The 18073-nt window shown below is 68.9% G+C and carries 17 protein-coding genes and 1 riboswitch; of the genes, 2 read left to right on the top strand and 15 right to left on the bottom strand.

The window, feature by feature from the left end:
- Positions 1-330: 330 nt before the first annotated feature.
- Entirely contained in the window at positions 331-1410 is a 1080-nt protein-coding gene (locus AC1Z3W_RS37225; protein WP_483509519.1) for an NAD(P)H-dependent flavin oxidoreductase, read from the bottom strand.
- Between the two features lie 268 nt (positions 1411-1678).
- Between AC1Z3W_RS37225 and AC1Z3W_RS37220 the strand changes: the two genes are divergently transcribed.
- Positions 1679-2371, top strand: coding sequence for a dienelactone hydrolase family protein (locus tag AC1Z3W_RS37220; RefSeq protein ID WP_057930023.1), 693 nt, complete (start codon positions 1679-1681; stop codon positions 2369-2371).
- Between the two features lie 81 nt (positions 2372-2452).
- Positions 2453-3931, top strand: coding sequence for an amidase (locus AC1Z3W_RS37215; protein ID WP_483509518.1), 1479 nt, complete (start codon positions 2453-2455; stop codon positions 3929-3931).
- An 83-nt stretch (positions 3932-4014) separates the two neighbouring features.
- Here AC1Z3W_RS37215 and metF read toward each other — a convergent pair whose 3' ends face one another.
- From metF to cheY, 14 genes are all read right to left on the bottom strand, one after another.
- The gene (gene metF, locus AC1Z3W_RS37210; protein WP_057930025.1) at positions 4015-4845 is read right to left on the bottom strand and encodes a methylenetetrahydrofolate reductase [NAD(P)H]; all 831 of its coding nucleotides are present in this window, start codon (positions 4843-4845) and stop codon (positions 4015-4017) included.
- Between the two features lie 12 nt (positions 4846-4857).
- Positions 4858-5211 carry a phage holin family protein gene (locus AC1Z3W_RS37205; protein ID WP_006477367.1) on the bottom strand — a complete coding sequence of 118 codons (354 nt, stop codon included), beginning with the start codon at positions 5209-5211 and terminating at the stop codon, positions 4858-4860.
- 164 nt (positions 5212-5375) lie between these two features.
- Positions 5376-6794, bottom strand: coding sequence for an adenosylhomocysteinase (gene ahcY, locus AC1Z3W_RS37200; protein ID WP_483509517.1), 1419 nt, complete (start codon positions 6792-6794; stop codon positions 5376-5378).
- Positions 6795-6828: 34 nt separating this feature from the next.
- Positions 6829-6944: riboswitch (S-adenosyl-L-homocysteine riboswitch) on the bottom strand.
- A gap of 77 nt (positions 6945-7021) precedes the next feature.
- A complete protein-coding gene (locus AC1Z3W_RS37195) occupies positions 7022-7756 on the bottom strand; it encodes an RNA polymerase sigma factor FliA (protein WP_057930027.1) in 735 nt (244 codons plus the stop codon).
- Between the two features lie 18 nt (positions 7757-7774).
- On the bottom strand, positions 7775-8593 hold the full coding sequence (locus tag AC1Z3W_RS37190) for a P-loop NTPase family protein (RefSeq protein ID WP_057930028.1): 819 nt from the start codon (positions 8591-8593) through the stop codon (positions 7775-7777).
- Complete coding sequence (gene flhF / locus AC1Z3W_RS37185) at positions 8586-10361, bottom strand: flagellar biosynthesis GTPase FlhF (RefSeq protein ID WP_483509516.1); 1776 nt, start codon at positions 10359-10361, stop codon at positions 8586-8588. Before flhF ends, AC1Z3W_RS37190 begins: the two co-directional genes overlap by 8 nt.
- Positions 10358-12460 carry a flagellar biosynthesis protein FlhA gene (gene flhA, locus AC1Z3W_RS37180; protein ID WP_057930030.1) on the bottom strand — a complete coding sequence of 701 codons (2103 nt, stop codon included), beginning with the start codon at positions 12458-12460 and terminating at the stop codon, positions 10358-10360. Before flhA ends, flhF begins: the two co-directional genes overlap by 4 nt.
- A complete protein-coding gene (gene flhB, locus AC1Z3W_RS37175; protein ID WP_483509515.1) occupies positions 12457-13656 on the bottom strand; it encodes a flagellar biosynthesis protein FlhB in 1200 nt (399 codons plus the stop codon). The genes flhA and flhB overlap by 4 nt, the downstream gene beginning before the upstream one ends.
- 282 nt (positions 13657-13938) lie before the next feature.
- Entirely contained in the window at positions 13939-14184 is a 246-nt protein-coding gene (locus tag AC1Z3W_RS37170; protein WP_483509514.1) for a DUF805 domain-containing protein, read from the bottom strand.
- Between the two features lie 35 nt (positions 14185-14219).
- Entirely contained in the window at positions 14220-14717 is a 498-nt protein-coding gene (locus AC1Z3W_RS37165; protein ID WP_124834616.1) for a VOC family protein, read from the bottom strand.
- 165 nt (positions 14718-14882) lie between these two features.
- A complete protein-coding gene (locus tag AC1Z3W_RS37160; protein WP_483509513.1) occupies positions 14883-16133 on the bottom strand; it encodes a DUF3443 family protein in 1251 nt (416 codons plus the stop codon).
- A 16-nt stretch (positions 16134-16149) separates the two neighbouring features.
- Complete coding sequence (locus AC1Z3W_RS37155) at positions 16150-16665, bottom strand: DUF2844 domain-containing protein (RefSeq protein WP_057930177.1); 516 nt, start codon at positions 16663-16665, stop codon at positions 16150-16152.
- Between the two features lie 261 nt (positions 16666-16926).
- Positions 16927-17658: a protein phosphatase CheZ gene (cheZ, locus tag AC1Z3W_RS37150; protein ID WP_057930176.1), complete on the bottom strand. Its 732-nt coding sequence runs from the start codon at positions 17656-17658 to the stop codon at positions 16927-16929.
- 1 nt (position 17659) lies between these two features.
- Positions 17660-18055, bottom strand: a complete 396-nt coding sequence (gene cheY, locus AC1Z3W_RS37145; RefSeq protein WP_057930175.1) for a chemotaxis response regulator CheY — start codon at positions 18053-18055, stop codon at positions 17660-17662.
- Positions 18056-18073: the final 18 nt, after the last annotated feature.

Below are 18073 nucleotides of genomic sequence, written 5' to 3'. Positions count from 1 at the left end.
TGGAAACAGCCGCTTTTAGCAGCCGCCCGCCCGTACTTGCGCGCAAGTGTAGGTGATCAAATTAATTTGTGGGACTTTTTTGGGGTAGTGGGAACACTACCGATATGGCCGCTTTGGAATGACTACTCGAATATCGCTGCAAGCCCCGCCAGATAAGGGTTTCCGCTAATTCCGGACAACCTCGCCGAAAGGTTGATTTAAAGCATTCCCGCGTCATTTCGATTCGGTATTTTGTGCGCGGCATCGTTGAATGAAACGCGCGTGACAACACGCGCGTTTCTGGCGCGAGACGCGCGCCGGCATGAATCCATCATGCGGCTGTCGAGCCGTTCATGCGGTTATCGCGCGCCATTCGGCGTCGAGCGCGTCGACGAGTTGCGACGTCGTCAGCCCGGCGTCGCGCCGCCGCGCGAGCGGCGCGCCCTGCCCGGCCCACAGCGACAGGTAGTCGCCGTCGTTCGCGCGCGCGGCGGCCTGGCGCAGCGGCTGCGTCAGCGCATTCTGCACCGGATACGGCGCGGCATCGGCCGCGCGTTCGCCGAGCCGCGCCATCAGCGCGTTGCGCAGTCCGCGCGCATGACGCCCGGTGATCGCGCGCGTGACCTGCGTCGACGTGTCGGCGCTCGCGAGCAGCCGCGCCTTCCAGTCCGCCGCGATCGCGCTTTCCGCGCAGGTGAGGAATGCGGTGCCGAGTTGCGCGCCCTGCGCGCCGAGCGCGAGCGCGGCGGCGATCCCGCGGCCGTCCATGATGCCGCCCGCGGCGAGCACCGGCAGGCCGGTTGCATCGACGAGCTGCGGCACCAGCGCGAGCGTGCCGACCAGCGCATCGTCGGCCGAGCCGATGAAGGTGCCGCGATGGCCGCCTGCTTCGGCGCCCTGCGCGGACAGCGCGTCGGCGCCGGCCGCCTGCCACGCGCGCCCTTCGGCGACGTGTGTGGCGGTGCCGATCACGTAGGTGCCGGCAGCCTTCAGCCGCGCGACGTCGGCCGCGTCGAGCACGCCGAACGTGAAGCTCGCGACCGGCACGCGCAGCGCGACGAGCGCATCGAGCTGCGCGCGGAAGTCGGGCGCATAGCGCGCGGGCGCGGTGCCGGGCGGCAGCCCGAGCGTCGCGTTCAGCGGATCGATCGCGGCGAGCGCGCGCGCGACGGTCGCCGCGTCGGGCGCGGTCTCGGGCAACACGAACAGGTTCACGGCGAACGGCCGCGCGGTCGCTGCACGAATCGCGGCGACTTCGGTCGCGAGACGGTCCGGCTCGAACGCGCCTGCGCCGAGGCTGCCGAGCGCGCCGGCATTGGACGCGGCCGCAACCATCGCGGCCGTGGTCGCGCCGACCATCGGCGCCTGCACGAGCGGCAGGCGCAGGCCGAAGCGTTCGGAAAACGGGGTGGAAAATGCACGGGCGGACATGGCAGATCCTTCGATGACGATGTGCGAAAGCGCTTTGTAAAGGCCGACACATCGACTCTATCGAAGCGGTGCACCGCCGAAAAATGAATAATCGAGATCGAAACGATCGCTGCGCGAGAAGCAGGTGCGGGACGCGGGCTCGACAAGCGCACACCCGGCAGGCGCGCCGCTTGCGCGCACTGCAGTGTCACAGGATTGGTGGCACACTAGGCCGCCCCTTTTCACCCGCGGTGCGCGTGTCGCGCGCCCGTTCGCCAGGAGTTCAAACGTGACTGCCCAATGGATCGACATCCCGACCGGTAACGACAGCTTCGGCGGCTATCTCGCGCTGCCCAAGCGCGGCAAGGGCCCTGCCGTCATCATCATCCAGGAGATCTTCGGCGTGAACTCGCACATCCGCGCAGTCGCCGATCAGTACGCGGCCGACGGCTTCGTCGCGCTCGCACCGGACGTGTTCTGGCGCACGCAGCCGCGCGTCGAGCTGACCTACGAAGGCGCCGATCGCGACAAAGGCATCGAACTGATGAAGAAGACCGACGTCGGCCTCGCGGTCGCGGACATCGGCGCGGCGGCCGACGCGCTGCGCGCCCGCCCGGAAGTCGCCGGCAAGATCGCCGCGATCGGCTACTGCTTCGGCGGCCAGCTCGCGTACCGCGCGGCCGCGGCCGGCAACGTCGATGCGGCGGTCGCCTATTACGGCGGCGGCATCCAGAATGCGCTCGACCTCGCCGGCAAGGTCACGCAGCCGATTCTGTTCCACTACGCGGAGAACGACCACGGCATCCCGCTCGACGCCGTCGAGCAGGTGAAGGCCGCGTTCGCGGGCCGCCACAACGCGTCGTTCCACCTGTACCCGGGCGCGGAGCACGGCTTCAACTGCACGGACCGCGCGTCTTACAACCAGCGCGCGTCGGCCCTCGCGCACGGCCGCACGCTGACGTTCCTCGCCGAGCACCTGTAAAGGCAGCCGGTGGCGGGCCCGGTGCGCCGGGCCCGCGTTATCCTCCTTTCATCGCCACAGGTCACAACGGGGGTGACAGCGATGCACTCGGACTATCTCGCGCATGACGCGATCGGCCTCGCCGCACTCGTGCGCGAGCGCAAGACGAGCCCGCGCGAACTGCTCGACGCCGCGATCGGCCAGGCCGAAGCGGTGAACGGCGCGGTCAACGCGATCGTGCTGCAGGACTACGACGCCGCACGCAAGCGCGCGGCGTCGGCCGTCGACACCGGCACCGACGCGCCGTTCGCCGGCGTCCCGTATCTGGTCAAGGATCTCGGCGCGGCGGTCGCCGGGCTGCCGCTGTCGATGGGCAGCCGCCACTACCGTTACTTCGTGCCCGCCGACGATTCGCCGCTGATCGCGCGCAGCCGCGCGGCGGGGCTCAACGTGTTCGGCAAGACCAACACGTCGGAAATCGGCCAGATGCCGTACACCGAGCCCGAACTGTTCGGCGCGTGCCGCAATCCGTGGAACCTCGATCACACGCCCGGCGGCTCGAGCGGCGGCGCGGCCGCGGCCGTCGCGGCCGGCATCGTGCCGCTTGCGCATGCGTCGGACGGCGGCGGCTCGATCCGGATCCCGGCGTCGTGCTGCGGGCTGTTCGGCTTCAAGCCGAGCCGCAACCCGGTGCTGGTCGACCAGCCGTCGAACGGCGAGCTGGTCGTCCAGCACGCGGTTTCGCGCAGCGTGCGCGACAGCGCGCTGCTGCTCGACGTGACGACCGGCCAGACGCTGCCGCCCGGCGCACCGGGCACCTTTCTGGGCGAGCTGGACACGCCGCCCGGCCCGCTGCGCATCGGCCTCGTCGTCGACCCGATGCTCGCGCCGGCGCTCGCGGACGACACGCGCGCGGCGCTCGACGACGCGGCCGCGCTCGTCGAATCGCTCGGCCACCACGTCGAACCGGCGACGCTGCACATCGACTATGCGCGCGCGGCCGAAACCTTTCTCACGCTGTGGGCGACGATCGCCGAGGAGATGGTGCTCGGCGCGCGCGCGCTGACCGGGCGCGCGCCGAAACGCGCCGAGTTCGAACCGGCGACGTGGGCGATGGCCGTGGTCGGCCGGCGCGTCGCCCGCGCGCGCCTGCCGGACGTGCTCGAATGGCAGCGCCAGCTGACCGTGCAGGTCGCGGGCCTCGTGTCGCGCTACGACGCGATTCTGTGCGCGACCCTCGCGGGGCCGCCGGTCAAGATCGGCGAGCTGCAGCCGACGCCGTTCGAAGCCGCGCAGATGAAGCTGCTCGGCGCGCTGCCGGTGAAGCCGCTGCTGCGGGAAATGCTCGCGAAGGCCTCGGAGAAGGCATTCGCGTGGGCCGGCTGCACCGAGCTGTTCAACCTGACGGGCCAGCCGGCGATGTCGGTGCCGCTCTACTGGAACGCACGCGGGCTGCCGATCGGCGTGCAGTTCGTCGCGCGCCACGCCGACGATGCATTGCTGCTGAGACTCGCGCGCCAGCTCGAACAGGCGCGGCCGTGGTTCGACCGGCGCCCGCCGCTGATGCAGGCGCAACGCTGACGCATGCGCCATCGGCCGCCGCGATAAAAAAGCCCCGCCGGTTTTGCCGGCGGGGCTTTTCGCATGCAACCGCGTGATGACGCTTACATGGAGAGCCGTTCGCAGATGGTGCGCGTCGCGGACGCCGCGTTCAGCGTATAGAAGTGCAGCCCCGGCACGCCCGCATCGATCAGGCGCTGGCACAGGCTCGTGACGACGTCCGCGCCGAACGCACGGATCGCGTCGCGATCGTCGCCGAAGCTCTCGAGCCGGCGCGCGACCCAGCGCGGCACTTCCGCGCCGCACATCTCCGAGAAGCGCATCAGCTGCGAGAAGTTCGTGATCGGCATGATGCCCGGCACGATCGGCACGTCCACACCCAGCTTGCGCACATCGTCGACGAAGCGGAAATACGCGTCGGCGTTGAAGAAGTACTGCGTGATCGCGGAATTCGCGCCGGCCTTCACCTTGCGCGCGAAGTTCTCGAGATCGGCCTTCGGCGAGCGCGATTGCGGGTGGTACTCCGGGTAGCCGGCGACTTCGATGTGGAACCAGTCGCCATGCTCGGCGCGGATGAAGCTGACGAGCTCGGACGCGTAGCGCAGCTCGCCCACCTCGCCCATCCCCGACGGCAGGTCACCGCGCAGCGCGACGATGTGCCGGATGCCGTGCGAGCGGTACTGGTCGAGGATCGCACGCAGGTTGTCGCGCGACGAACCGATGCACGACAGGTGAGGCGCGGCTTCGAGGCCGTCCTTCTGCATGTCGAGCACGGTATCGAGCGTGCCCTGCTGGGTCGAGCCGCCGGCGCCGAACGTACAGGAGACGAATTTCGGCTTCAGCGGCAGCAGCTGCGCACGCGTGGCGCGCAGCTTCTCGACGCCTTCCGCCGTTTTCGGCGGGAAGAATTCAAACGAGAGTTCGATCGGTTTCATGATTCGATAAAGTCAGCCGATGTCGCGCTGCCCGAAGATCAGCGCGGACAGCAGCCACGACACGATGCTGTACAGGATCGAGCCGAAGAACGCGGACCAGAATCCCGACACCTCGAAGCCCTTCAGCAGCGACGACGCGAACCAGAAGCACAGCGCGTTCACGACGAGGATGAACACCCCGAGCGTGACGATCGTGACGGGCAGCGTCAGCAGGATCAGCACCGGACGGATCACCGTGTTGATCAGGCCGAGCACGACCGCGATGATCAGCGCGGTGCCGAAGCTCTTGATGTGGATCGACGGCACGAGGTACGTGATGATCAGCAGCGCGAGGGCGTTGATGACCCAGGTGAGGATGACGCTCATGGAGGGCTCCGGTTCGGTTGTCGATCTGGTCGGTCAGTGGCCGCCGCCGGCCGCCGCGCGTGCCCGGGGGCGCAGCGCGGCGGGCCGGCGATCCGGCGCCGTGCCGCCGCCGCGCCGCGTGCCCCGCAGCGGGGCGCGCACGGCACGGCCGCGGCCTCGGCGCATCAGTAGCGGTAGTGGTTCGGCTTGAACGGGCCGTCCTTCTGCACGCCGATGTACGACGCCTGCTCGTCCGACAGCACGGACAGGTTCGCGCCGATGCGCGCGAGATGCAGGCGCGCGACCTTTTCATCGAGATGCTTCGGCAGCACGTACACCTTGTTCTCGTACTCGCCGCCGCGCACGAACAGCTCGATCTGCGCGAGCGTCTGGTTCGCGAACGAGTTCGACATCACGAACGACGGGTGGCCGGTCGCGCAGCCGAGGTTCACGAGGCGGCCTTCAGCCAGCAGGATCACGCGCTTGCCGTCCGGGAAGATGATGTGGTCGACCTGCGGCTTGATGTTTTCCCACTGATACTGGCGGGTCGACGCGACGTCGATTTCCGAGTCGAAGTGACCGATGTTGCAGACGATCGCGTTGTGGCGCATCACCTTCATGTGATCGTGGTTGATCACGTGGTAGTTGCCGGTCGCCGTCACGAAGATGTCGGCCTTGTCGGCCGCGTATTCCATCGTCACGACGCGGTAGCCTTCCATCGCCGCCTGCAGCGCGCAGATCGGATCGATTTCGGTGACCCACACGGTCGCGCCCAGGCCGCGCAGCGATTGCGCGCAGCCCTTGCCCACGTCGCCGTAGCCCGCGACGACCGCGACCTTGCCCGCGATCATCACGTCGGTCGCGCGCTTGATGCCGTCGACGAGCGACTCGCGGCAGCCGTACAGGTTGTCGAACTTCGACTTCGTGACCGAATCGTTCACGTTGAACGCCGGGAACGGCAGGCGGCCGTCCTTTTCCATCTGGTACAGGCGGTGCACGCCGGTCGTGGTTTCTTCGGTCACGCCCTTGATGTGCGCGAGGCGCGTCGAGTACCAGGTCGGGTCGGCGTCGAGGTGCGTCGCGATCGACTTGTACAGCGCGACTTCTTCCTCGTTGGTCGGCTTCGCGATCACCGAACGGTCCTTCTCGGCCTTCGAGCCGAGGATCAGCAGCAGCGTTGCGTCGCCGCCGTCGTCCAGGATCATGTTCGCGAATTCGCCGTTCGGCCATTCGAAGATGCGGTGCGAGAACTCCCAGTATTCGTCGAGCGACTCGCCCTTGAACGCGAACACCGGCGTGCCGGCTTCGACGATCGCGGCGGCGGCGTGGTCCTGCGTCGAGAAGATGTTGCACGACGCCCAGCGGACATCGGCGCCGAGCGCCTTCAGCGTCTCGATCAGCACGCCGGTCTGGATCGTCATGTGCAGCGAACCCGCGATGCGCGCGCCCTTCAGCGGCTGCTGCGCCTTGTATTCGTCGCGGATCTGCACGAGGCCCGGCATTTCGGTCTCGGCGATGTTCAGTTCCTTGCGGCCCCAGCCGGCAAGCGCCATGTCGGCGACGATGTAATCCTTGGAAGCTTGCGAATCGATAATGGCGTTCATCACGCCCTCCTTTCTAAAAAAGTTCTAGAAATTGGTGACGTGAGCGCCGTTCAGGAAGCGGGGCCGGCGCGAATCTCGCCGCACGGCTGCTTGGTGAAGCTCTCCGAGCCTGGCGAACGCAGAAGGTCCGTCGCAACGCTCCTCGGAAAACGGGAGGGATTGTAGCAAATCGGCGCGGGAAATGCGCGCCGCGCGCCGCGTCGGCGCGCGTGGGCACAATGAAAGGGTCAGTTCTCCGCGCCGACCCACGCCTGTTCGCGCAGCCGCGCGCGCAGGCGCGCGACGGCCTGGCTGTGCAGCTGGCACACGCGCGATTCGCTCACTTCGAGCACCGCGCCGATCTCGCGCAGATTCAGCCCGCGCTCGTAGTACAGCGACATCAGCAGCTTCTCGCGCTCGGGCAGCCGCTCGATCGCGTCGACGAGCGCCTCGCGCAGGTGTTCGTCGAGCAGCGCCGACAGCGGATCGGCGTGATCGACGCGATAGCGGTCGAGGAACGGCTCGTCGTCGGCCGCGCGGTCGAAATCCTCGTAGTAGATGAGCTGGCTGCCGTGCAGGTCCTGCAGCATCCCCTGGTACTCGTCGAGCGGCATCTTCAGGTGCTGCGCGATCTCGGTCTCGCTCGCCGAGCGGCCGAGCTGCTGCTCGACCTGGTGCACCGCGTGCTCGACCTCGCGCGACGTCTTGCGCAGGCTGCGCGGCAGCCAGTCGTTGCTGCGCAGCTCGTCGAGCATCGCGCCGCGGATGCGCTGGGTCGCGTAGGTCTCGAACTGCGCGCCCTGGTCTTCCTTGTAGCGGCCGGCCGCGTCCATCAGGCCGATCATGCCGGCCTGGATCAGGTCGTCGAGGTCGACGCTCGCCGGCATCTTCGCGACGAGCTGCAGGCCCAGGCGCCGCACGAGCGGCGCGTATTGCGCGAGCACGTCGGCCTGGGTCATCTTTCCTTGAGCGTTGTACATCATGGCTCTCTCCTTCCGGTCTCACGCGGCGTGGGCCGCACCCGCCTCGTACGACGGCTTGCCGCCCGCATGCACGGCGCGCCCCGCGCCCGAGCCCGGGCGCATCGGCCAGTACAGCAGGTCGGCGGCAATCTGCCGGTAATCGCGCGCGGCGGCCGACGACGGGAACGCGTCGACCACGGTATGCATCAGGTCGCGTGCATGCTCGACGAGCGGATCGGCGCTCACGCAGCCGGCATCGGCGATCGACACCGTCAGGTAGCGGCTCGCGACGCCCGCGAGATTGTCGAATGCGGTCCTGGCGTCGGTGTGGCTGCCGACGTGGTTGGTCAGCAAGCGGAACTGCGCGACCGCGTGCGCGAAATGCAGGCGCTTCATGCATGCATACGCCTCGGTGATCGCCTGCGCGGCGACCCGCGTGACGATCAGCACGTCGTGCGCCTCGCGCGCGAGTGCGGAGAGCGTGCCGTCCGCGCCGAGCTGTGCGTCGACCAGCACGATGTCCGCCTGGCCGTCGATGAAGTCGCTCAGTTGCGCGTCGCTGTAGCCGTCGCGCGCGAGCCGCGCGGCCGCGCACAGGCCGAACCCGGCGGCAACACGCGTGCGTTCGCCGTCGCGCAGCCATGCGCCCGCGAGCGTCGCCACGCTCGAATGCACGTTGGCACGCTCGTCGACGACGAGCACGTCCTTGCCGAGCGCGGTCAGCGCGGCCGCGACGTTCACGACGGTGGACGTGCAGCCGACGCCCGCCGGGCCGCCCGTCACCGCGACGATGCGCGACGCGCGCCCGGCCAGCAGGCGTCGCAGCCCTTCGGCCTGGTCGATGATCCGTTTATCCAAATCGCACCTCGTGCAGCTCGGCGGTGGAACGTGCGGCCAGTGCGGACAGCAGCGTCGGCATGTCTTCGTCCTGGGGCACGAAGGGCGAGCCGTCGCGCGGTACGCAGAACGCGCTCTTCAGCAGGAATTTGGTCGACGCGACGTACAGGTTCTCCGGCACCTTCTGGCCGGTCGACACGTAGTGGACGGGCAGCTTGTAGCGGATCACCGTGTCGAGCACGCCGCCGAGGTGGGTCGCCTCGTCGAGCTTGGTGAGGATGCAGCCGGCGAGGTCCGGATGCTCGCCCGCGCTGCGGTACGCCTGCACGACTTCGTTGAGCGTGTCGCCGTGGCTCGTCGCGTTGAGCAGCAGCAGGCGCTGCACCGGCGCGTTCGCGCCGTGCAGCATCGCGATCTGGTCGGACAGCGCGCGGTCGCGCTGGCTCATGCCGATCGTGTCGATCAGCACGATGTGCTTGTTGCGCAACTCGGACAGCGCGAGCTCGAGGTCGCCCGCATCCTTCACCGCGTGCACCGGCACGCCGAGGATCTTGCCGAAGATGCGCAGCTGCTCGTGGCCGCCGATCCGGTAGCTGTCGGTGGTCAGCAGCGCGACCTTGCTCGCGCCGAAGCGCATCACGCAGCGCGCGGCAAGCTTCGCGGTGGTGGTCGTCTTGCCGACCCCGGTCGGCCCCATCAGCGCGAACACGCCGCCGCGCTCCATCAGCGCGTCCTCGCTCTCGAGCACCGGCAGGTTCGCCGCGAGCACCGACTGCGCCCATTCGGCGGCCTGGTCGAAGGTTTGCGTGCTGTCGCCGGACGGCAGGTTGTCGACCAGCATGCGCACCAGTTGCGCGGAGAAGCCGGCCGAGAACAGGTGCTTGGTCAGCGCGCCGTGCACCGGGCTGCGGCGCTGGCGGTCGTGCCACATCAGGCTGTCGAACTGCTCCTGCATCATCCCGCGCATCGCGCCGAGCTCGTGCATCACCGTGTCGTTGACGATGCTCTCGATGCGCGCCTTCAGCGCGTCGGCCACCGCAGCGGCCGCCTCGGCGGACAGGCCCGCGCGCTCGGCCGGCTTCGCGGCACTGGTTTCGCTCGCGCGGGTGGCGGCGGCGGCGGCGGCGGCGGACGGCATCCGGCGCTCGGCGTCGCGCACGATGTCGCGCGCCCAGCCGGCCGGCGTCGCGGACGCGGCGTCCTGCTGCGTGCGGACCGGCGCCTGCGGTGCGGCCTGCGCCGCCTGCGCGCGGGCGATCAGCGCTTCGCGCTGCTGCGTCAGGCGCTTCGCATGCTCGACGAGCCACGGTGCAGGTTCGGACGATGCGGCCGGCGTGCCTGCCGCCGCTGCGCCGGCAGCGGGCGCCGCCGACGACGGCGATGCGGGCTCCGTTGCGTGCGCGTCGGCATCGAAGGCGGCCGGTTCTGCAGCCGGTTCCATCGCTTCGGCGCTCGCGCCGAACACCGACGAGAACACGTCCGGCAGCCCGCCGTCGCCTGCCGCATACGGATTGGCGGCCGGGCGCGCGCGTGCGGCGCCGGGGCGCGGCACGATGCCCGGCACAGCGGCGGCCGGCACGGATTCCGGTGCGCGCGGCGCAAGCGTGCGTGCCCGCGCGGCGGCCTGCGGCGTGACCGCGGCGAGATCCGAGTCGGCGAGTGCGACGATTTCGACGCTGCCGTCATCGAGCGTGCGGTTCGACAGCACGACGGCGTCGGCGCCCAGTGCCTCTCGCACGAGGCGAAGCGCGTCGCGGCTGGTCGCGCCGGTGAATTTGCGAATGTTCAAGCGGAACCCCCGATGACGTTAACGACTTTGATCGTGCGCGTGTCCGGCACTTCGGCATACGACAGCACTTTCAGTTGCGGCAGGCTGCGGCGCAGGAAGCGCGCGAGCATCGCGCGCAGCGCGTGCTGCACCAGCAGCACGGGCGGCAGCCCGAGATTCTGTTGACGCAGCATCGCCTGTTGCGTGCCGGTCAGAAGGTTGTGCGCGAGGCCGGGCTCGAGGCCCGGGTTCGCGCCAGTGGCGAGCGCCTGCGACAACACGCGCTCGAGATTCGAATCGATGCCCATCACCTGCATCTCGCCCGAGCCCGGATACCACTGCTGGGTGATCGCGCGGCCGAGCGACAGCCGCACCGCGGCGGTGATCTCATACGCGTCGCCGCGGCCGGCGTGTTCGGACACGGCCTCGAGGATCGTGCGCATGTCGCGGATCGGCACGCCTTCCTCGAGCAGGTTCTGCAGCACTTTCTGCAGCGTCGTCAGCGAGATCGTCTTCGGCACGAGGTCCTCGACGAGCGACGGCGCGTCCTTGCCGGTGCGCTCGACGAGCGCCTGCACTTCCTGGCGGCCGAGCAGCTCGGCCGCGTGCTGGACGACCAGATGATTCAGGTGCGTCGCGACGACCGTGCTCGCGTCGACCACCGTGTAGCCGTACACCTGCGCCTGTTCGCGCATCGCGACGTCGATCCACACGGCCGGCAGCCCGAACGCCGGATCCTGCGTCGCGGCGCCCGGCAGCGCGGCCGTCACCTGGCCCGGGTTGATCGCGAGCCACTGGCCCGGGAACACTTCGCCCGTGCCGATCTCGACGCCCTTCAGCGCGATCCGGTACGCGTTCGGCCGCAGTTCGAGGTTGTCGCGGATATGGATCACCGGAGGCAGGAAGCCGATTTCCTGCGCGAATTTCTTGCGGATGCTCTTGATGCGCTTGAGCAGCTCGCCGTCGCTGTTCTTGTCGACGAGCGGAATCAGCCGGTAGCCGACTTCCAGGCCGAGCGGGTCGATCAGCTGCACGTCGTCCCAGGTCGCCTCGTGGCTGTCGGACGGCAGCACGGCGGGCGGTGCGATGTCGGTCACATCGCCGGCCGCCTTGCGGGCCGCCGCGCGCCTGGTCTGCGTGCGGGCCAGCCAGATCGCGCCGCCGCCGAGTGCGAGGAACGCGAAGTGCGGCATGCCCGGAATCAGCCCCATCAGCACGATGATCGCGCCGGTGATGGTCAGCACGCGCGGGTTCGTGAACAGCTGGCCGGTGATCTGCGTGCCGATGTCCTCGTCGGTCGCGACGCGCGACACGATCACGCCGGCCGCCGTCGAGATCACGAGCGACGGGATCTGCGCGACGAGGCCGTCGCCGATCGTCAGCAGCGTGTAGTTGGTGCCGGCCGCAACGAACGTCATGTCGTGCTGGACCATCCCGACGATCAGCCCGCCGATCACGTTGATCGCCATGATGATCAGGCCGGCGATCGCGTCGCCGCGCACGAACTTCGACGCGCCGTCCATCGACCCGTAGAACTCGGCTTCCTGCGACACGGCCTGGCGGCGCTTGCGCGCCTGCTCCTCGTTGATGAGGCCCGCGTTCAGGTCGGCGTCGATCGCCATCTGCTTGCCGGGCATCGCGTCGAGCGTGAAGCGCGCGGACACTTCGGCGATCCGCCCCGCGCCCTTCGTGATCACCATGAAGTTGATGATCATCAGGATCACGAACACGACGATGCCGACCGCGAAGTTGCCGCCGACGAGGAAGTGGCCGAACGCCTCGATCACCTGGCCGGCCGCGTCGGGGCCGGTGTGGCCCTCGAGCAGCACGACGCGCGTCGACGCGACGTTCAGCGACAGGCGCAACAGCGTCGAGAACAGCAGCACGCTCGGGAACGCCGCGAAGTCGAGCGGCTTCATCGTGTACATGCTGACGAGCAGCACCATCACCGACAGCGCGATGTTGAACGTGAACAGCAGATCCAGCAGCAGCGGCGGCAGCGGCAGGATCATCATCCCCAGGATCATGCAGATGAGGATCGGGCCCGCGAGCGCGCGCAGGTTGGTGCCCGCGAACGGGTTCGGGCGTTTGGCGAACAGGCCGGTGGTCGGGGTGCTCATGCTGCGTTCCCTTGCTTGCCGAGCGTGTCTTCGGCTTCTTCACGCTCGTCGCCGGCCGATACCGACGCCCCCTTGTCGAGTTCCGCCGGCACGTCGAGCTCGACCGGCGCGGCCGGGAACGCGCCGCCTTCCGAGCGGAAGCGCCGCAGCTGGTAGACCCACGCGAGCACCTCGGCGACGGCCGAGTACAGCGAGCCGGGAATCTCGCGTTCGAGTTCGACGTTGTGATACAGCGCACGCGCGAGCGGCGGCGCCTCGAGCAGCGGCACGTTGTGCTCGGCCGCGAGCTCGCGGATGCGCGCGGCGACGAGGTTCACGCCCTTCGCGACGACCTTCGGCGCGCGCATCTCGCCGTCCGTGTACTGCAAGGCGACGGCGAAGTGCGTCGGGTTCGTGACGACCACGTCGGCCTTCGGCACGGCGGCCATCATCCGGCGCCGCGCGATCGCGCGCTGCTGCTGGCGGATGCGGCCCTTCACGTGCGGATCGCCTTCGTTCTCGCGATGCTCGCGCTTCACTTCTTCCTTCGTCATGCGCAACTTCTTGTTGTACTGCCAGAGTTGGTAAGGCACGTCGAGCGCGGCGACCACCAGCATCCCGGCGACCGTCGTGCCGCAGCACACGGCGACCAGGTGCATCGCATCGGCGAGCGCCGAGCCGAGCGGCTGGGTCGCGAGACCGAGCAGCTCGTCCTTGCTGCGCCAGATCGCGATCCCGCCGATCCCGCCGACGACGAGCGTCTTCGCGAGCGACATCCCGAGCTGGATCGGCCCCTGGATCGAGAAGATCCGGCCGAGACCCGAGATCGGGTTCAGGCGGTCGAACTTCAGCTCGAAGGTCTTCTGCGAGATCAGCCAGCCGCCGAGCGCCATCGGCGCGAGCAGCGCGGCCAGGCCGGTGAGCGCGAGGATCGGCAACAGCGCGGCGAAACCTTCCAGGCTCGCGCTGCCGGCCGCCGACAGCATCCGGTGTGTATCGAACGCGGTGGCGCGATCGAACGTGAACGCGCCACGCAGCATCGTCTTCAGGTGAGCGCCCGACGGACCCGCGAGCAGCCACGCGCCGTAGAACCCGGCCGCGAGCAGCGCGAACGAAGCCAGCTCGCGCGAACGCGCGACCTGCCCCTCCTCGCGCGCCTTCTCGCGGCGCCTGGGAGTGGCGGCTTCGGTTCTGTCGAGATCGCTCTCGTCTGCCACGGGGCCTCCAGTCGGGTACGGCGGGATGCCGCTTTCCAGTGACACCGATTATTCATGCGCACGTCAAACGCCGATCGGTCGAGCAAAGCCGGGAAAGGGGGGTATTTCGGGGAATCGGGGAAGGCGGTACGGCGGGGGGCGGCAGGCAGGGGAGGCTGTGAACAACGCGTCCGCGGGCAGGTGGGGAGAAGCAGATGACGGGGGAAGCGGGGAATCGAAGCAGCCGTGAAGCGATCATCGGATCGCCCCGACGCGCCGGCCGCGCGTCGGGGCGGGCGGCGCTCAGATTGCCGGAGTCTGATCCAAGCCGTAGCGGTTCGGGCCGTCGGTGCCGCGCGAGCACATCCACACGAGCAGCAGGATCCCGCCGACGATCGGAATGAACGCGATCGGCAGGAACCAGCCGGAGCAGCCCTTATCGTGCAGGCGGCGAACAGTGACCGCGAGGCCCGGCGGCACCCGCGCGAGCGACACGACCAGTGCGACGATCGCCAGCAGCAGGAAAATCGCGCCGGGCGTCGCGCGCATACATCGCAAGCCGCGCATCCCGGCCGGCCTCTGCGCTAGCCGGCCGCCGCCTGCTGCAGCGCATCGAGATCCAGCTTCTTCATCTTCATCACCTGCGCCATCACGCGCTCGGCGCGTGCCGGGTCGCCCGCCATCAGTTCGGGCATCTGCACGGGCACCACCTGCCACGACACGCCGAAGCGGTCGCGCAGCCAGCCGCACTGCTGCGCGCGCTCGTCGCCGCCTTCGGCGAGCGCCGCCCAGTAGCGGTCGATCTCGCGCTGGTCGCGGCAGTTGACGACGAACGACACGGCCGGCGTGAGCGGAAACGCCGGGCCGCCGTTCAGCGCGAGAAACGCCTGCCCGTCCAGTTCGAACGACACCGTCATCACCGTGCCCTCGGCCCGCCCGGACGCCTGCGCGCCCGACTTGCCGTAGCGGGCGACGTGCAGGATGCGCGCGTCGTCGAACACCGACACGTAGAAGCTGGCGGCCGCCTCGGCGTCCTGGTCGAACCACAGAAACGGCGTGATGCGTTGGATTCGCTGGCTCATGGCGCTGTCTCCTCGATGTCGTGCCGGCACCGATGCCGGCCTTATATCGTAGGCGCTGTATCGGCACGGTGCGACCGCCCGGAACGTAGTCTGCCCGCCGCCCGGCCGAAGGCGAAAAAAGGGGGCGATCGCTCGCCCCCTCTTGCTGCCGCCGTTCGTGCGCGGTCAGAACGCGACGTAAGGCTGCGCGCCGCCGCTCGCGGTCTTGTCCATCCCGAAGTAGATCGTCTTGCCGTAGAAATGCGGCAGACCGAGATCGAGCCAGCCGGCCGTGCCGAACGGGCCGGCGATGTCGTTGAACGCGAACGTCGACGCGTTCGCGAACAGCGTGTCGGCGTTCGCGACGGGCATCGACACGCCGCCCGACGTACCGTTCTGACCGGTCAGCGTCGCCGTGTAGGTGGTCGTCGACGACGGGCAGTAGAACTGCGTGTTGGTCGAGCAGATCTTCTGCGACGAATCGTTGAAGAAGTACGCGTTCGAGCCCGTATCGAAGAACGCGGTCACGCTGCCGCCGAGGAAGGTCGCGCTCACGTCGCCCGTCGTCGTCGATGTCAGCACCGTCGACGCCCCGAGCGCGTTGTTGCTCTGCGTGCCGATCCCGAACGTCAGCAGGCCCGTCGCGCTGCCCTGCCCGCTGCTCGAGATGTTCGGCATCTGCACGATCACGCCGTTGTTGTCGGTCGCGAAGCGATGGACGGGATTGGCGACCAACTGCGATTGCGACACCGGCGACACGGCACAGCTCGCGTTGCCGTTCGGGCACGCATAATAGTTGTTGCTACTTGGCGACGTCGACGTCGTACAACTCGTGCCGCAATCGAACGGCGCCGGCCCGATGCCGAGGATGCCGTTCGCGCCGAGGTCGCTCGCCGTGTTGGCCGACATGCCGCCGTTCGTGCACGAGCTCGGCACGTTGGACGTGCCGAGGTCACCGATGATCTGAACCGGCAGCGAACTCGCCTGCTCGGTGCCGATCGACAGGTCGACGGTACGCACCGTGCCCCACGTGTAGCTCGACACGAACTTCCCGCATTCGGCGACCGGCGCGCCGCCGCTCGTCACCTTCGGCAGGTTGTTCAGCACGCCCGACACGGCGCTGCCGACCAGTCGCAGCCCGTACGACGCGGTGTCGACGAGCACGTTGCTGACCACCTGGCAGTTCGACGTGCCCGGCGCGCAGATCTTCACGTTGACGGTCGGGATGTTGATCACGCGCGCGACGCCGGTGCCGACCGTGATCACGGCCGTGTTCGCGGTATTGCCGTCCGATACGCTGGAGCCGCCGCCATTGCCGCCGCCGCTACCACCACCGCCGCCGTCGCCGCCGCCGCCACATGCCGTTACGAGCATGGCCGTGGCAGCCGCCAGGCTCAGCAGGCCGAGCCAGTGCTTGAAGGTACGAGGAATTCTCAAGATCGCTCTCCCGCTGTCACTGGATGTCGGGGCCGGACAGGCCGGCCGGCAGCGCCGCCGGCAGCCACGCCTGGCCCGCGAAGGCGCCCATGTGGCCGCCCGTACGGATCACCAGACCGCTCGTATCGACGGACACGGGCGCGCGCCAGCCGCGCGCCGCGTGCGCGGCCTGGACGCCGGCGGTGTACTGCGGGAAATAGCTGCCGAGCAGCGACGCCAGGTCCGGCATGCTCGGCCCGCGCCAGGCGAGACCGAACACGGTGCCCGCGGCGCTCGTGTATTCGTGGATGACGGTGCCCGATCCGAGTGTGATCTCGCGGACGGTGTAGGGGACGGTGTAGGCGGCCGTACTCGCCTGCGCACCGTCGGCCGAGCGCATCGCGCGCTGCATCGCGCGCACGGTGGCGGCGTGATCGTCCGCCGGTGGCGACATCGGCGCGCCGCCCAGTTCGGCGTGTGCGTGGACGGTCCACAGCACACCCATTGCCGCCATCGCGCGCGCGGCGGCCCAGCCCAAGCGTTTCAGCTTCACGTTCCCCCCCAAGGGACTGGCTTCGTTGCCCGCCGCCGCTGTCAGGCTCGGCCTCGCAGGTCAACAAATGAAAGTCTCAAGAATGACGCTTCGTTGCTGCTGACGCGTAGTATGCCTGCGGAGTGTGTCCGAGTGTCAAATCGTCGCGGCATGACGTGCGGCGACGCCCGCTCACGGCGGGTGGGGGAAACCGGCGACGGCCATACGCACCGGGCCCGGGCCGCTCCGCGACACGGAGCGGCCCGGTGCGATGTGTCGGGGTCAGAAGCCGAGACTCGCGAGCAGGTCGTCGACCTGCGCCTGGTCCTGCACGACGTCGGACTTGCCTTCCGGCGCGACCTGCGGACCGTTCAGCAGCGACTCCGGGCTGCCGGTCGTGCTGACCTGCTCGGCCGCGAGCGCGGCGGCGGTCGCCGCGAACTGCTCGCGCCGCTCGGGCGCGATGTTCTCGACGAGCACGGTGAGCAGTTGCTGCTCGATCAGGTAGACCATGTCCATGATCTTCTTGATCACCTGCCCGGTCAGATCCTGGAAATCCTGCGCGAGCATGATCTCGAGCAGCTGCGCGCCGGTCGCGGACGTCGCTTCGGGCAGCGTATGCAGGAACGTGCGCGTGTCGTCCATCAGTTCGCGCACTTCCGCGTGCTCGATCGGCGCCGCGTACCACTGCGCCCAGCGCGCATCGAGCGCCTCGGCCTCGTTCTGGATGCGCTCCTGCACGGGCTTGGCGATCTCGATCGCGTTCAGCACGCGCTCGGCCGCCTGCTCGGTCATCGTCGCGACGTAGCGCAGCCGGTCGCGTGCATCGGGCACGGCCTCCGCCGCGCGCTCGACGTGCTTGTCGAGCCCGAGCTCGCGCATCGAATCGCGCAGCGTGCGCGTGACGTGGCCGATGCGCGCGAGGATCCGGTCGCTCGCGTAATCGGCGCCTTCGGCGTGGCCGTCGGCATTGATCGCCGCGCCGGCGAGCGCCGCATGGATCGGCTCGTTCACGTCAGCTCCCGGCCTTGACCATCTTGTCGATGATCTTGTTCAGCTTCTCGTCGAGCGTCGCGGCCGTGAACGGCTTCACGACGTAGCCGCTCGCACCCGCCTGCGCGGCCGCGATGATGTTCTCCTTCTTCGACTCGGCCGTGACCATCAGCACCGGCAGGTGCGTGAGCGTCGCGTCCGCGCGGATTTCCTTCAGCATCGCGAGGCCGTCGAGGTTCGGCATGTTCCAGTCGGAGATCACGAAGTCGAAGCTGCCGCCGCGCAGCCGCGCGAGGCCTGCCGCGCCGTCCTCGGCTTCGTCGACGTTCGTGTAGCCCAGTTCTTTGAGCAGGTTGCGGACGATCCGGCGCATCGTCGGGAAATCGTCCACCACCAGGATTTTCATGCTCTTGTCCATCGTCGTTCCTTTGCAGAT

The organism is Burkholderia sp. 10_S31, from assembly GCF_056930375.1.
Note: the sequence above shows the minus strand (reverse complement) of the source record. Positions and strands in the feature narration are given on the sequence as shown.

Excerpts from the sequence above, each read along its gene's own strand:
- AC1Z3W_RS37225 (WP_483509519.1), bottom strand. The coding sequence starts at position 1,410 with ATGTCCGCCCGTGCATTTTCCACCCCGTTTTCCGAACGCTTCGGCCTG.
- AC1Z3W_RS37215 (WP_483509518.1), top strand. The coding sequence starts at position 2,453 with ATGCACTCGGACTATCTCGCGCATGACGCGATCGGCCTCGCCGCACTC.
- metF (WP_057930025.1), bottom strand. The coding sequence starts at position 4,845 with ATGAAACCGATCGAACTCTCGTTTGAATTCTTCCCGCCGAAAACGGCG.
- AC1Z3W_RS37205 (WP_006477367.1), bottom strand. The coding sequence starts at position 5,211 with ATGAGCGTCATCCTCACCTGGGTCATCAACGCCCTCGCGCTGCTGATC.
- ahcY (WP_483509517.1), bottom strand. The coding sequence starts at position 6,794 with ATGAACGCCATTATCGATTCGCAAGCTTCCAAGGATTACATCGTCGCC.
- AC1Z3W_RS37195 (WP_057930027.1), bottom strand. The coding sequence starts at position 7,756 with ATGATGTACAACGCTCAAGGAAAGATGACCCAGGCCGACGTGCTCGCG.
- flhA (WP_057930030.1), bottom strand. The coding sequence starts at position 12,460 with ATGAGCACCCCGACCACCGGCCTGTTCGCCAAACGCCCGAACCCGTTC.
- AC1Z3W_RS37170 (WP_483509514.1), bottom strand. The coding sequence starts at position 14,184 with ATGCGCGCGACGCCCGGCGCGATTTTCCTGCTGCTGGCGATCGTCGCA.
- AC1Z3W_RS37165 (WP_124834616.1), bottom strand. The coding sequence starts at position 14,717 with ATGAGCCAGCGAATCCAACGCATCACGCCGTTTCTGTGGTTCGACCAG.
- cheY (WP_057930175.1), bottom strand. The coding sequence starts at position 18,055 with ATGGACAAGAGCATGAAAATCCTGGTGGTGGACGATTTCCCGACGATG.